The sequence below is a fragment of the Gilliamella sp. X-23 genome (assembly GCF_057063545.1).
This window is the reverse complement of record NZ_JBXSQG010000005.1, coordinates 102021-117915: the sequence shown is the minus strand read 5'-3', so window position 1 is coordinate 117915 and position 15895 is coordinate 102021. Positions and strand designations below refer to the sequence as shown.

Annotated in this window: 13 protein-coding genes; 3 read left to right on the top strand and 10 right to left on the bottom strand. The window is 35.1% G+C overall.

Annotated elements, in window-relative coordinates:
* Positions 1-53: 53 nt before the first annotated feature.
* Complete coding sequence (bcp, locus tag ACYH9I_RS05110) at positions 54-530, top strand: thioredoxin-dependent thiol peroxidase (protein ID WP_483559399.1); 477 nt, start codon at positions 54-56, stop codon at positions 528-530.
* A 28-nt stretch (positions 531-558) separates the two neighbouring features.
* Here bcp and ACYH9I_RS05105 read toward each other — a convergent pair whose 3' ends face one another.
* Entirely contained in the window at positions 559-1644 is a 1086-nt protein-coding gene (locus tag ACYH9I_RS05105; RefSeq protein WP_483559397.1) for an AI-2E family transporter, read from the bottom strand.
* 48 nt (positions 1645-1692) lie between these two features.
* Positions 1693-3213, bottom strand: a complete 1521-nt coding sequence (locus tag ACYH9I_RS05100) for a helicase HerA-like C-terminal domain-containing protein (protein WP_483559396.1) — start codon at positions 3211-3213, stop codon at positions 1693-1695.
* Between the two features lie 177 nt (positions 3214-3390).
* Here ACYH9I_RS05100 and ACYH9I_RS05095 point away from each other — a divergent pair, with 177 nt between their 5' ends.
* A complete protein-coding gene (locus tag ACYH9I_RS05095; protein ID WP_065582975.1) occupies positions 3391-3621 on the top strand; it encodes an HP1242/YdcH family protein in 231 nt (76 codons plus the stop codon).
* A 347-nt stretch (positions 3622-3968) separates the two neighbouring features.
* Here ACYH9I_RS05095 and mgtA read toward each other — a convergent pair whose 3' ends face one another.
* Positions 3969-6677, bottom strand: a complete 2709-nt coding sequence (gene mgtA, locus ACYH9I_RS05090) for a magnesium-translocating P-type ATPase (RefSeq protein WP_483559394.1) — start codon at positions 6675-6677, stop codon at positions 3969-3971.
* 713 nt (positions 6678-7390) lie between these two features.
* Here mgtA and ACYH9I_RS05085 point away from each other — a divergent pair.
* Entirely contained in the window at positions 7391-8068 is a 678-nt protein-coding gene (locus tag ACYH9I_RS05085) for a hypothetical protein (RefSeq protein ID WP_483559393.1), read from the top strand.
* A 116-nt stretch (positions 8069-8184) separates the two neighbouring features.
* Here ACYH9I_RS05085 and ACYH9I_RS05080 read toward each other — a convergent pair whose 3' ends face one another.
* From ACYH9I_RS05080 to hutW, 7 genes are all read right to left on the bottom strand, one after another.
* The gene (locus ACYH9I_RS05080) at positions 8185-10077 is read right to left on the bottom strand and encodes a DNA topoisomerase III (RefSeq protein ID WP_483559392.1); all 1893 of its coding nucleotides are present in this window, start codon (positions 10075-10077) and stop codon (positions 8185-8187) included.
* Between the two features lie 71 nt (positions 10078-10148).
* Positions 10149-11150, bottom strand: coding sequence for a zinc transporter ZntB (zntB, locus tag ACYH9I_RS05075; RefSeq protein WP_483559391.1), 1002 nt, complete (start codon positions 11148-11150; stop codon positions 10149-10151).
* An 84-nt stretch (positions 11151-11234) separates the two neighbouring features.
* On the bottom strand, positions 11235-12008 hold the full coding sequence (locus tag ACYH9I_RS05070; RefSeq protein WP_483559389.1) for a heme ABC transporter ATP-binding protein: 774 nt from the start codon (positions 12006-12008) through the stop codon (positions 11235-11237).
* A 16-nt stretch (positions 12009-12024) separates the two neighbouring features.
* On the bottom strand, positions 12025-13026 hold the full coding sequence (locus tag ACYH9I_RS05065) for a FecCD family ABC transporter permease (RefSeq protein WP_483559388.1): 1002 nt from the start codon (positions 13024-13026) through the stop codon (positions 12025-12027).
* A gap of 40 nt (positions 13027-13066) precedes the next feature.
* On the bottom strand, positions 13067-13705 hold the full coding sequence (locus ACYH9I_RS05060) for an NAD(P)H-binding protein (protein WP_483559386.1): 639 nt from the start codon (positions 13703-13705) through the stop codon (positions 13067-13069).
* An 18-nt stretch (positions 13706-13723) separates the two neighbouring features.
* Positions 13724-14224: a heme utilization cystosolic carrier protein HutX gene (hutX, locus tag ACYH9I_RS05055; protein WP_483559384.1), complete on the bottom strand. Its 501-nt coding sequence runs from the start codon at positions 14222-14224 to the stop codon at positions 13724-13726.
* 15 nt (positions 14225-14239) lie between these two features.
* Positions 14240-15655 (bottom strand): heme anaerobic degradation radical SAM methyltransferase ChuW/HutW, encoded by a 1416-nt coding sequence (gene hutW, locus ACYH9I_RS05050; protein ID WP_483559383.1) that lies wholly within the window; start codon positions 15653-15655, stop codon positions 14240-14242.
* Positions 15656-15895 lie beyond the last annotated feature (240 nt).

Here is a 15895-nt window from a genome sequence, read left to right as displayed (position 1 = left end):
CTGTTTTATATATCCAAAGAGAAAATTAAACTATTAAAATAGGTAATAATCATATGGTTAATCCACTTAAAGAAGGTGAAAAAGCACCTCAGTTTTCGTTGCCAGACCAAGATGGGGAGCTAGTAAGCTTGAAGGACTTTAAAGGTCACCGTGTTTTAATTTATTTTTACCCAAAAGCAATGACCCCGGGTTGCACTGTACAAGCATGTAATTTACGCGATTGTTCTGATGAATTTAAAAAGTATAATGTTGTGATCCTTGGTATTAGTACAGACAAACCTGAAAAGCTATCTCGATTTATTGAAAAAGAGCTGTTAAATTTTACATTACTTTCTGACGAAAATCACGAAGTCGCCCAAGCATTTGGTACTTGGGGTGAAAAAGAGTTTATGGGGAAAACCTATGATGGTATTCACCGTATTAGCTTTTTAATTAGTAAAGACGGGAAAATCGAAAAAGTATTTGATGATTTTAAAACAGCCAATCATCATGAGGTGGTTTTAGACTATCTCAAAAACCACGCTAAATAATTACTTTGAATTAAAAGCAGATTAGCCATTAATCTGCTTTTAATTCACCATTTGCGTTATTTAATTCGTCCTGTTTTGGCCAAGCATTTATGATTGCTTTAACTAATGTCGCTAATGGTATTGCAAAAAATATTCCCCAAAATCCCCATAAACCACCAAATACAATCACCGCTAAAATAATAACCAATGGATGTAAATTGAGCTTTTCAGAAAACAAACAAGGTACGAGTAAGTTGCCGTCTAATGCTTGTATTAGAATATAGAAAAACAATAAATAACCAAATTGAGCAGTGAATCCCCATTGAAAGAGTGCTATAAGGACAACGGGGATACTTGAAATAATAATACCCACATAAGGCACCAATACAGATAAGCCAACAATCACTGCTAATAAGAGCCCATAATCTAAGCCAAAATACCAAAAAGGAATATAAACACAAATCGTTAAAATAATAATATGTAGTACATTGCCAACAATATAATTAGATATTTGCATATCCATTTCAGTAGCAACTTTATTTAGAATTGTGCGGTTTTTAGGTAAAATTTTTGAGCAATACCCCCATATTTTGGCTTTATCTTTTAATAAAAAGAACATCATAATTGGTATTAATACCGCATTAATCGCAACAGAAACCAACCCCAATAAAGAGACAATTGAAAACTGCAGTAATGAATTACCCGTTTGCACAACTTTTTCAGTAATACCTTGCAGCACTGAATCGAATAAGCCGACATCGATTAATTCGGGATAGTGTTCAGGCAATGTGGTTAAAAAATTGTTAGCAAAATTTAGCATGTTTGGAATATTGGTGATCAAGCTGATACTTTGTTGCCAAATTAGCGGCAATAAGATCATAAATCCGACTAATACCACCATGATAAAAAGCAGTAAAACGATCACAACAGATAGCGTTCTTGGAATATTTTTTTTGTGTAAAAAGTTCACCGGACTATCAAGCAAATAAGAAAGCACAATAGCAATAAAAACAGGCAGTAGAATTTTATTGAAAAAATAGATAATAATAAATAAACCAATAATAACCGCCATTAACGATACAACATGCGGATCGCTAAAGCGCTTTTTGTACCATTCAATAAACATTTTTAACATTAAAATTCTCCTACTTTACTGATATTTTAAGCATTAAACTCAGTTTAACTATTTTTTTAAACCACCCAATATGCCACGGGTGATCTGTTTGCCTATTTGATTAACAACTTGCCTTGTTGCGCTTTTGGCTATTTGTTGGGTAATGCCGTCATGCTGCCCACCTTTGGGGCCTTTAGAGCCAAAAAGAAGTGTACTTAGAAAATTAAGTAAACCACCATTATTTTGCTTATTGATATTATCATCACTTTTTGGGGCACTATTATTGCCATCTTGGTTAGGTATGCCATTTAATGAAAATCCATCTTTTAATATTTCATAAGCCGATTGTCGATCTAAGCTCTGCGCATATTTATGATAAAAATGGGATTGATGCATAATAGATGATTGATTATCTGGCGACATTGCTCCCATTTTTGAACTTGGAGCAATAATATAACCACGTTCAACCATGTTTGAGCGGCCTTTTTCGTCTAAAAACGAAATAAGTGCTTCGCCAACTCCGAGTTCCATGATTGCTTTTTCGGTATCAAAGCTTGGGTTAGCACGCATGGTTTGGGCTGCTGTTTTTACAGCCTTTTGATCTTTAGGGGTAAATGCGCGTAAAGCATGCTGTACACGATTACCTAATTGCCCTAAAACCGTGTCAGGAATATCATTTGGATTTTGCGAGGCAAAATAAATGCCTACTCCTTTAGAGCGAATTAAACGCACTACTTGTTCTATTTTTTCTAATAATGCAGGCGAAATATCATTAAAAAGTAAGTGAGCTTCGTCAAAAAAGAAGACAAGTTTAGGTTTGTCAAGATCACCAACTTCTGGCAAATGCTCAAAAAGTTCTGACAATAGCCATAATAAAAAGACTGAATATAATTTAGGCGAGTTATATAATTTGTTGGCCGATAATATGTTAACTATGCCATGACCTTCAGAATTAACGTGAATTAAATCTTGGATATCAAGCATCGGTTCTCCAAAGAAGAACTCGGCACCTTGTTGTTCGAGAGTTAACAATCCGCGTTGGATTGCACCAATTGACGATAGCGAAATGTTTCCGTACTGTGTGGTAAATTTTTTGGCGTTATCGCCTACAAATTGAATTAATGCTCGAAGATCTTTGAAATCAATTAATAATAAGCCGTTATCATCCGCAATTTTAAATGCTAACTGTAATACGCCTGCTTGAACGTCATTTAAATCAAGTAATCGACCAAGTAAAATCGGTCCTATATCTGATACGGTACTGCGAACAGGTATTCCTTTTTCAGCAAAGACATCCCATAGTTCAATTGGTGACGAATCTGGTTGCCAATTATCAACCTCAATACTAGCTAAGCGAGCTTGTAGTTTGTCAGATAATATACCCTTTTCACCTATTCCTGTTAGATCACCTTTAACATCAGCAAGAAAGACCGGCACACCTATTTTTGAAAAACCTTCGGCCATTTTTTGTAATGTAACTGTTTTGCCAGTACCCGTTGCGCCAGTAATTAAACCATGACGATTAGCTAATGCAGCTATAATAGATAAATCTTTACCTTGGCTTTTGGCAATTACAATCGATTCACTCATGAATTAACCCCTTATTAATTTTGTGATAAAAATTGCATTGTTATAGGAGCAAATCTGTTATAGGAACAATTATGCTATAAAAACAATTTCTCTATTAAAACGGCTTATAATATTGTATTCTGAATTAGCAATAGCTGCTATTGTTATTATTCTATCTAGCCTATATAAGGAGGCACTATGTTTCCAGAATATCGAGAAATCATTTCTAAATTAAAAAATACCGATTTACGTTTTCAAAAATTGTTTGATCAACATAATGAGCTCGATCAAAAAATTAAAAACATTGAATCTGGAATTATTGTCAACACTACCGAAACGATAGAGGCACTAAAAAAACAAAAACTTAAAATTAAAGATGAAATTTATGAAATTTTAAGAAAAGCATCTGATACTCATTTAAATTTATAATCAAGTATCACTTGTAAACATTTTAATTAATAGACTAGTTATCACTTAAAATTAACACAAATAAAAACCCCAATAACTGGGGTTTTTTTATTATCTGTTAACCTAATTGTTTGTATTCACCATTTTGGTTTTAATTGCTTAATTGTTCTTGAGCTTTTTTTTGTTTTCGGCTTTTGATTAACATAATTAAATTTTTATGTGGTGTTTTCATAGATTATTTCCTTTTTTGTTATAATTATATGGTTAATAAATTAATTTTTAATAACTTTTACTATATAAATTTTAAAATTGCTAAGCGACGTTGATATCGCTTATCATTATTGGTAATACGCTGTATTATGGTTAAATTAAAACCATTGACCGAAGCGTTTAATATAAATCCGTTTCATCAACTGAGCAACACAGCAATAACTAAATAGGGTTGCTAAAAGCCATGGGAAATATGACCAAGGTAACGGTTGTAAACCAATTAATCCACCCAGTGGAGAAAACGGAATATAAATCCCCACAGCCATAATTAACATTGTCATCACAATAACAGGAAATGCCGCGGTGCTTTGCACAAATGGAATTTTTTGTGTTCTAAGCATATGCACAACCAATGTTTGTGACAATAACCCCTCAATAAACCAACCTGAATGAAACAGCGATTGCGCTTCAATACTGTTTGCACTAAACACAAACCACATTAGTGCATAAGTTGTGATATCAAAAATAGACGATGTTGGTCCAATCCAAATCATAAAGCGTCTAATATTTAGCGCATCCCATTTGCGTGGTTTTTGTAAAAACTCATCGTCCATTTTGTCCCATGGTAATGAGAGTTGAGAAATATCATACAGTAAGTTTTGAATAAGTAAATGTATCGCTAGCATAGGTAAAAATGGTAGAAACGCACTAGCTACTAATACTGAAAAAATATTCCCAAAATTCGAACTTGCGGTCATATTTAGGTATTTCATGATATTACCAAAGGTTTCGCGGCCGCATATTACACCTTCTTCTAATACCATTAGACTCTTTTCAAGCAAAATAATATCGGCAGATTCTTTAGCAATATCCGTTGCAGTATCGACCGAAATTCCTACATCAGCATCGCGCAGTGCCGGTGCATCGTTTATACCATCTCCTAAAAAGCCAACGGTATGACCGTTATCTTGCAATAATCGGATAATTCGCGATTTTTGCAGCGGTGTTAATTTAGCAAAAATGGTACGTTGTTCGATTTGTATTTTGAGTTCAGCATCATCCATTTTTTCAATTTCAGTGCCAAGTAATGGAATACCTGGCTCTAAACCAACTTCTCGGCAGACTTTGATGGTGATGATTTCATTATCGCCTGTTAAGACTTTGACGCCGACACCATGTTCATTCAATGCTGAAATCGCTTCGAACGCACTTTCTTTTGGTGGATCTAAAAAGGTTAAAAATCCACGAATAGCAAGTGCTGTTTCGTCTTGTACTGTGTATTGCTCTTTTGTTTCGCTAGCTGGAATATCTTTTATACCAACTGCTAATACTCTAAAACCATCTTTGTTGTAGTCATGTGCAAGTGCAATTAACGCTTGTTTGCGTTTATCATCTAATGGTAAATATTCACCATTTTCGTAGACATGACTAGCAATAGATAGCATTTCTTCAACTGCACCTTTACAAATCATCAAATGGTTATCACTGCCATTTTGCACAACTACCGATAAACGACGACGTACAAAATCAAACGGTAACTCATCAATTTTTTTGTATAAACCAACACCTACCTTTTTCATGTTGGTCTTTTCTTCGGTGAAACGGATGATCGCTTTATCCATTAAGTTTTTCATACCACTTTGATAATAGCTGTTAAGCCAAGCAAGTTCTAAAACAGAGGAGTCAACTTGCCCCTTTATATCAAGATGATGTTCTAAAATGATTTTATCTTGCGTTAAGGTGCCTGTTTTATCGGTACATAAAATGTCCATCGCACCAAAATTTTGGATAGCGTTAAGTCGTTTAACTACAACTTTACGTTTTGCCATACCAACGGCGCCTTTGGCTAGGTTAGCACTGACGATCATTGGTAACATTTCAGGCGTTAAACCAACCGCAACAGCTAATGCAAAGAGTGCCGCATCACCCCAATCATTTTTTGAAAAGCCATTAATAAAAAAGACAATTGGCACCATGATTAGCATAAAGCGAATAAGCAACCAGCTAACACTGTTAACACCACGATCAAATGAAGTTTCAGCACGCGATCCAACAATTGACTTTGCTAATGATCCAAAATGCGTATCGGCACCTGTTGCAACCACAATGGCAGTAGCGGTGCCACTGACAACATTAGTGCCCATAAAACAGATGTTATTAACATCAAGTAAATTATCTTTATTAATGTTTGATGCTTCGATATTATCGGTATTTTTTTGTGTTACCGCTCCTAATGTGTCGTATTTTTCAACCGGAATCGATTCGCCAGTGAGTACAGCTTGACTAACAAATAAGTCACGAGATTCGATTAATCGGATATCCGCTGGGATCATGTCACCTGCTGATAAATAAACAATATCTCCTGGAACAATTTCACTTAATGGAATTTCAATGCGCTCTGGGGTCATATCTTTATGTGCACGTCTTAGCACTGTTGCGGTTGTGCGAATCATTGATTTTAGCGCTTCCGCCGCTTTGTTTGATCTAAACTCCTGCCAAAAACGTAATAATCCACTGAGTGATACCATGGTTAGGATAATAATAATCCCAGTTAAATCAGTTTCTTCACCATTTTGCAAAGGCAACCAAAAATCGGTCACAAAACTGACACTAGCTAATGCTAATAATACAAATATAAATGGGTTATTAAATGCCATTAATAATTGCACTATCACTGATGGCGCTTTTTCTCGTGCGACTTCATTTTTACCATATTGTTCAATTCTCGATTTAGCACTTTCTTGTGTTAATCCTGAAAGGCTAGATTGGAATTTAGATAAAATACTATCAAGGCTGCTTTGTGCTTCATTAATAGCTTTGATATCTGCACTATTTTGTGCTTTATTTTTTGATGTAGTTTTTGTCATCTTGAGTACCTATATTCATAATTTTGGCAAAGGCATGCCAACTCATTGTTACTAAGTAACGATAAGTCATTAAATTTTGTGATTAGCTAAAATTTTAGTGCATAGCAAAACTAGCCCGTAAAGCTATTTTGTATAGCTAGTGCTAAGCATTAAATTTAATTAGCAAATAGAATTAATTAAGAATTTAGATACAACTCGGTGGTTCTAAATGTTTTTCTGAAAGATGTAAAATACGCAACATTAAGCTTTGTGCGCATTGATGTTTTGAGTTTGTGTGATAGCGTGTAAAAAAATGCATATCGTTCACCATTACCGTTTTATCAATTTCGGCTTGTGAACTGAAAAAATAGTGATTTAGACAGGTTCATTAACCGATAATGATGTGTTTAAATTTGTCTCCCCGCTTGTTGGGGTGACCCGATTGAGTGTCCATATTTCTCCTGTAAATTGAACTCTTCGCTTTGTATTTCAACTTCCCTTCACCCTCATTTTTAACTTCCATAATAGCTAAAAAAGGAAGAAAAGCTCAAAAGGCGGGCATTTTATACGCCTTTACGAAACAGAAGTCAACCCATAAAACAAAAAAGGGGATAACAATTATAAAAAAACAGCACTTATCGCTATTTTTATCTTCATTTTGATATAGAATTGATACCTCACTTACCCAATATAGGTTACAATCACAGCACGATTAATTAATGAGAATATTTTAAATGGAAATTTGGGAATTACTCCATGATAACTGGTTCAATTTGATCATTATTTTTGCACTTTCTTTTGTCGCATTTATGTATAAAAAACGCCCTCAAAATGATGGTTTTGATAATATTATTAAATATACCGATATTTTGGAAAAAACACCTCACCCACAATACCAAACAGAATATTTAAATAATATTAAAAAGAAACTTATATGGGACAAAGTTTGCTTTTATAAAGCAGGAAATATAGAAAAAGAACGTATCGCTATTTCGTTAATTAATGCTGACGTCCATAATCTTATCGAACTGACTCAATTAGATTCATTAACACAATATTTTAGTATTACAAAAAATCACATAACACCACTTAAACCTTATTTAATTAAAGAAGTTATACTTAGTGGTGCTGCATTTGTATTTGCCTTTGTTATGTTACTGTCTAATATGGTGACAATTTTTAGCTCATCTTGGATAATTAATGTTATCGTTGCTATTTTAACTGTTTTTATCATTATCATTGCACTGTTTCGCTTTGCACTAGCACCAATAAAACGATTCAAAACTTATCTTTTAATTTTAAAAGATAAAGCCTTTTTACAAAGAGCAAATAACGAATTAGACAAAATAATAAAAGATAAAAATAACATTAACGCCGCAATGCTAGACGAAATAACAGAATCAGAAAGATAACCATCCAAACAGGGCTGCTAGGGCAACTTAAAAACATTATTAAACGACACTAATATAGCGCATAAATCAAGAGGATGAATGTGGTAATTAAACTTCATCCTATTTTTATATAGCACTTAGGCTCGAATGTTCAACCGTGCATTTTTTAACTGATTAACAAGATCTAACAGCGATGAATTAAGTTGAAACATAAATTGCTGGTATGAAAACGCTTTTTTACTAATTTCGTCCAATTGTAATTCCCAATGTGCGGTCATATCAGGCATCGACATGATATCGGGTAGTGATAAAATTAGATTTTTACCCACGTCAGTTGAGCGAATTGTCTTGCCTTGGCGAGTTAAAAACTGGCGTTTAAATAACAATTCAATAATGCCGGCCCTTGTTGCTTCTGTGCCTAAGCCATCGGTTTCACGCAGTATTTTTTTGATTTCAGGATCTTTAACAAATCGGGCAATTCCTGTCATAGCAGACAATAATGTTGCATCGGTAAAAGGTCTTGGCGGTTGAGTTTCTTTACTAACCAGTTCGCTATCAATGCATTGCACAGTTTCGCCTTTTTTAACTAATTTAGTTAATAAACCATTACTTTCATTGTCATTTGTCTCGGTTTCAGCTTGGTAGTTTTTACTTCTAAATAAAACTTTCCAACCTTCGTCAAGCATCTGGTTAGCTTTAGAAATAAATTTTCCCCCTTGAATGTCAACATCAATTTGCAATTCAGCATATTTATAAGCTGGGTAAAATTGGGCTAAATATTGCGTTGCCACAACTTGATACACCGCTTTTTCGTTATCAGTTAAGTTTTCCATTCTAGCTTTGCGCAAAGTTGGAATAATAGCGTGATGTGCCTCAACTTTTTTATCATTCCAAGCCTTGGAACGTAATGCAAAATTAGCATCACCAATAGCATTTTGTAGTTCAGGGCAATTATTTTCAATGGCGGACTTTATGCCTGTAATTTGTTTTAAATGTTCTTCGGGTAGATAGCGACAATCCGACCTTGGATAGGTGATTAATTTGTGTTTTTCATATAATGATTGGCAAATGTCGAGCACATCTTGAGCGCTCAATCCATTTTTTTTGGCCATTTCAATTTGCAATGCCGATAAATTAAATGGCATTGGTGGCGCTAATTCTTTCTTTTTATTACTGACTTTATCAATTTTTCCAGATTGATTATTAATGCGCTGACAAACATTTTCGGCTAATTTTTTGACTAATACACGCCCTTCTTCATCCTGATAAGGTGCACAGGCTTCGCTGGGTTGCCATTTCGCTTTGAATATTTCATTATCTTTCGTTTGCAGCACTGCAAAAACTTCATAAAATGGTTTAGGTACAAATTGCGTTATCTCTAAATCTCGCCTAACCACCAATCCTAAAATAGGTGTCTGCACTCGCCCTATTGATAATACGCCTCGATAACCGTTTTTTTGCCCAACAATAGTACAAAGCCTGCTCATATTAATACCATAAAGCCAATCGGCTCGAGCTCTTGCTAATGCCGAGGTGGACAAAGGAATAAAATCTTGGTTACTGCGTAATTGTTGTAAGGATTTTTCAACAGCGCTAGCATTCAAATCACTGATTAAACACCGCTGTATTGTTTTGCGTTTATCTGGCGGTAATTGGCAATAATTTAGGACTTCATCAACCAATAACTGCCCTTCTCTATCTGGGTCGCCTGCGTGCACAATTTGATCGGCTGATTTAATCAGATCCACTAAAATATTAAATTGCTTTTTGGTATTGTCTTTTGGCATTAATATCCATTGCTCAGGCACGATGGGTAAATCGCTAATCGCCCATTTTTTATAACGAGGATCATAGACTTCTGGCGTGGCTTGTTCTAATAAATGCCCAATACACCAGCTCACAACATCACCATTACTTGCTTTAATAAAGCCATTGCCTTTTTGATGAGGTTTAGGTAATACATCAGCAATAGCCCGAGCTAAGCTAGGTTTTTCGGCAATAAATAAACGATAAGACTGATTAGATTGCATAAAAATGACTATTCATTAAAAATTCCAAAAGGTATAAGCTATTATTCACTTTTCTAAAAAGATGTGTCTAACTACCACCACTTTTTATATTTAAGCCAAATGACTGAAACAATACAAATGACAACAAGCAGCAATATTAATCCAACAAAAGACCATCCTTCCCCACTAAAAGGAATACCGGCTAAATTGACCCCCAGTAAACTGGTTAAAAAAGTAATCGGCGTAAAGATAATAGTAAATAGCGACATTAAGTAAATTCGTTTATTAGTCGATTCAGCCAAGAAACTATTAATCTGCTCCATGATTGAGGCTATTCGTAATAAACAGCTATCTATATCAGACACATAATGGTTTTGTTGATAAGAAATATCGTGTAATCGCTGACGATCGTTATCGTCAATCCATGATATTCGTTCTGTTGAAATCTTCACAAAAATATCACGTTGTGGTGATAATAATCGACGTAAGACAATCAACTGTTTACGGACACGACCTATTTCTTTATAAGAAAAGATACGTTGATTTAACACAGCATCTTCTAACTTAATGATTTTATTATGAACACTATCAAAAGATAAATTAACTTGATCACTAATTAAATCTGACATTTGAATCAACCAATCAGCCACATCAACCGGCCCAATGCCTTGTTCTAAATGATCTTTTAATTCCGCAATAGCCGCAATTTCTTGATGTCGAGTTGAAATGATCATATTATCGGTAATAAAAAAACGAAAAGTAACAATAGGATCGGGAAGTTCATTAGGGATAAAGTTAACGCCTTTTAACACAACTAAAACCCCTGATTCAAAACGAATTTCTTTAGATATTTGGTTTGGTTTTACTAACTCGTTTTTAATCAAATCAGGCACAAGATTTGTGGTATTTATCCAGTTGATGGTTTCTTGTTTAGCAAAATCTAAATGAATCCAAAATGGTTGCGAAACGGAAGGAGTGCTCTGTTCATTAAGCGGTATTGCTCTGCCTTTACCATCTAGCTGACAGCAGAAAGCTGGTTGAGCCTCTAGAAGATGTGAAACAGAAATAGAATTTACACTAATTTGATTAGTCATTATCGATACCATTTGTTGTTTTTGCAAATTATATACTGAATCTAGCTTAAAATGGAGTCACCAATTAGTGTTTATTTATTTTGTTTAAGGCATTAAATAGACTTGAGGGACACAAGAATTATCGGGATGATGATAAATACCCAACTCAACCCCATACCAGCGATGGATATTATCCGATGTCAAAACGTCTTTAGGTGTGCCTTGTTCAACAATTTTACCCTGATTAATTAATAGGATTTTATCAGCATATAATGCCGCTAAATTGAGATCATGCAAGACACAACATACCGCCAATTTCTGCTTATGAGCAAGTTGTTTTAACAATCTTAAGGTTTGTTGTTGGTGATATAAATCAAGCGCTGAGGTGGGTTCATCTAAAAAAAGCAATTTTTCAGTCGGTTTGGGTTGCCATAATTGAGCTAAAACTCTAGCTAACTGCACACGCTGCTGCTCCCCACCCGATAAGCTACGGTAATCACGCTCAGCCAACTTTAAACAATCCGTTTGCAACATTGTTTCTTGCATGGCTTGATTAAAATCAGCTTTACCATAAGGTGAACGCCCCATAGCAACCACTTCTTTTACTTTAAATGGAAACGTTAACTGGCTTTGTTGCAACATCACCGTTCTGACTTGAGACAACTGTTTTTCTGACCATTGTGATAGTGGCTTATTAAGTAAATAACATTCTCCAGATGATGGTTTTTGGTAACCGGTTAACAAGCGCAAGAGTGTTGATTTACCGGCACCATTTGGTCCAATAATAATCATAATTTCACCGGCATTTATCGTTAAAGACACGTCATTAATTAAAGTGCGGCTTGCATAACTTAAAGTCAAATGTTCAGCAATTAACATAATCAGATTCCATCTATTATTTATGTTTTAAAATTAGCCACAGAAAATAAGGACCACCAATCAAACTCGTAAAAAGCCCAACAGGAATTTCGGTAGGCGCAACTAATGTCCTTGCAAAGGTATCAGCAAGCAATAATAAACAAGCTCCACCTAATGCTGATGCAGGTAATAGCCAACGATGATTGGCACCCACTTTTAATCGAATCATATGGGGAACAACTAACCCAACAAAAGCGATTATGCCACTAACTGCGACCGATGTTCCTATTAACACCGCACAAAGCAATAATAAATAGCGTTTTATTCGCTGCACATTGATGCCTAAATAATGAGCATCTTCATCGCCAAGTTGAAGAATATTAAGATGATGAGAAAGCTTAAAAACAGCAAACAGAGCGGGGACAATAAATGATACTGCAACAAAAACCAGATCCCACGAGCCTTTACCCAAATTGCCCATCGACCATAATGAGATTTGTCGTAATTGAACTTCATCGCCTATATAACTTAAACATCCCATTATTGCGCCAATAATGGCATTAATGGCAACACCCAGCAAAACCATTTTAGCCAAGTTACATTGCGAGTTTAAGCTATAAATATAAATCAATAAGCAAATCAACAAGCTACCTACAAAAGCAGCCACCATTTTACCGTAAAGCATCATAATAGGAGGAAAGATTGCTGGAAACAAAATAGATAACCCAACCATTAACGCCGCCCCACTACTGATACCTAATAAGCCAGAATCGGCTAATGGGTTCCTAAACAAGCCTTGCATCACCGCGCCGGAACTCGCTAATGCCATACCCACAACAACCGCTAATATAATTCTTGGCATGCGAATATTGAGCCAAATATTCCACAATGGATCATCTAATGGCATGTTCATTAAATGCGTGATAGACAAGTTTAAAACACCACAATTAGCAGAAAGCAGAACAAACGCTAAAAGGAGACCGGTTAATCCCCATAACAATGACCGATGGCTATTGGAATAATGACGATTATTTTGCACCGACTAACCTCTTTTTTGTTGATTTGCTCATGTCATTTAATCAATAAGTGACTTTTAAGCTAGGATCAACCACACTATAAGCGCGATGATCAAACTGATTAGCAGCAATTTTATCAACAATAATTTTCGCTAAATCAATACGATAAACAAAACCATGAACTTCTTGCTGATAATAACACTCGGCATGTTGTGTCATTTCACCATCACGCAGTCCACCTGGTCTTAAGATAACAAAATTTAACGTACTAGTTTGCAACCAAAGTTCAGCTAATGACTTTTCTCGTACGGCATGACCAAAAGCTTGTTTAGCTTTAGTCGATAGCGTAGGCCATGAATCGCCGCAGCCGAGTGAAGTTACCAAAACCATCTGCTTAATACCGGTTTGCTCGGCGCAATCAATAATTACTCGTTGAGCCTTATAATTTCCTGTTTCTCCCCCTAAGGTTGTCACAATCATAGCATCCAATCCAGCTACCTCGCACAACGATTTTACAAGCAAAGCATTAGTTGCATCACCAACATAAGTTTCAATGCCTTGGTTTGCTAATTGTTTAGCAAACTCATTATCACGAACCAAAACAATGCAACGCCAATTCGGATAATTTTGCTTTGCTAGCTGCAAAACTTGATAGCCCGTTCCAAGTTTAGGACTTACACCAAAAATCAATAATGTCTTCATAATATTAACACCTTAAAATTAATTGATTTTTTTAGCTAATGCTCTAAACTTTTCTAACTGGTCTGCTTTTAGTTGATGTTTTTCATCACGACCAACAAAGATTTTGAACATCGCTTGCCCCATATGATTAAGAAATATCATTGATGCGGTAGACATCTTCATAAAGTTACGCTCAATAAAAGCAATATGCTGACAATATTCTGCTTTGATATGACCACTTAGGCCTTTTTGATGACGTAAATTAAAGTATTTTTGGCTATGCGAGCCTGAAGGCAATTCACCCGAAATTTCAGCAATCACATCACCGGTATGAATTAAAAACAGCACCTCTCCCCAAGTTGTCACTTCATCCCAAATTGCATCAAAATGGCTACCATCAACAATTTTTGCACCGGGTAAAGTTTGAATTACTTGCGTCAATGTAACATGATGATCTTGAGCAATTTTTTCTAATAATTCTTCTGGATTGGTTTGCATATAAGCAGCTAAATTTGCTAAATGAGACTGTTTTTCTACCATAATAAGATCCTTTAGTTACGAAATGTTATGTGGGTGTTTTGCTTTTTTAATAACGGAATTAGTCATTGCTGGTTGACCATTGTTCGATAGTCCTGCTTGCGCTCTTTTTTGTTGTAATTCAATATATTCTGGATTGTTGAGTTGTAATAGTAATTGCTGCAAAGCTTGTAGCATGTTGCTTGACCAAAAACGCCCCGACAAAGTTAAAAACATGCAATGATCTCTATTTTTTAAAAGTCCTACTTGATGCCATTGAGCAATTAGAGGCTCAAATAATTGATAGTGTGGCGTTAATTTTGTTAAATCAACTCGCCCCTTTTCAATACCTGCTTGCAATTGATATAACCATTCACCTACCAATGGTTTGTCAGTTAACATCATTATTGGTTTCTTTCCTTGATCAAGCTGGGCATAATATTGGCTTAAATCGCGATGGAGCATAAACGATTGACCACCTAAACGCCCACCAGCGCAAGATCCAAAAGCAAAGAAATTCGAACCTTGTTTAATTAAAAAATTATATAAATTTCGTTCACGGCTGTTTTTTGCCCAATGAGAATTGGTTAAATGAACCCAACCTTGCTTAGCAAGGAACTCGGCACCTTGATGGTAAAAATCACACTTATCTATTACTGATGGTATCTCAATGCGCTTATTTTCAACACTTTTAGCCAGTGGCGTAGTTGGCAATAAATTAAGCGAATAAAGATCAACGCCATCTAAAGGTAAATTATTGGCAATGTCTAAATCTCGTTGCCACGTTTGAGCGGTTTGATTAGGTAAACCAAACATTAAATCACATACCAACGCAACACTATCACGCAATGCAATACGCTCAAAACGCTTAATAATTTGCGCTTCGTTCGATTCACGACCTAATTTTTGCCTAATTGCAGTATTAAACGTTTGCACTCCGATCGAAAAGCGATTTGCCCCCGCGTCAATATAACTATCAACACGTTCATCATCAAAATCAGAGATGCGACCTTCGATTGTAATTTCACAATCGGGTGCTAAAGGTGCATACTGTTTGAAATAACGAATAACGCGTGCTAATTGCCCTGCGGCTAAAGCAGAAGGCGTACCACCACCAAAATAAATGGCATGAATAGGCGCTGATTGCATCGCTTTATTGTGAATTTCGAGCGATATTTCTTTTAATAAATAATCGATATATGTTTCAGTATTAAATTTTCTTAATGGATTTTGATAAAAACCACAAAATTGGCAATGAATATCACAAAAAGGAATATGGATATAAATCAACCGTTTTTTACCTGTTAAAGCGGTATTTTGGATAATTTGCCACTGAGGTACAACATATTGCGGCGATAAAGGTAAACTGGCTTGCAAAGGCATCACTGCCCAGCGATTTTTGAAAGGTAAAGTCGCATTTTCTGCATAAAAAGGACTAACATCTAATGATTTCATAACAACAATTCTTGAACAAATAATCTTCATAAATTAAATAATAATTATTATCATTTAGCAATATTTTTTATTTATTTTTTTTATAACAATTTGATATTTTTATGTATATTTTTATTTGGATATCTGTAACAAAGTTTTTAGGCACAAATTTGGCGATGTTTTAATCTATAAAAAATAGTCCAATAAATTAAATTTACTACTAATTAAAATTCTCAAAACATCATGCAATCCTATTGAAAT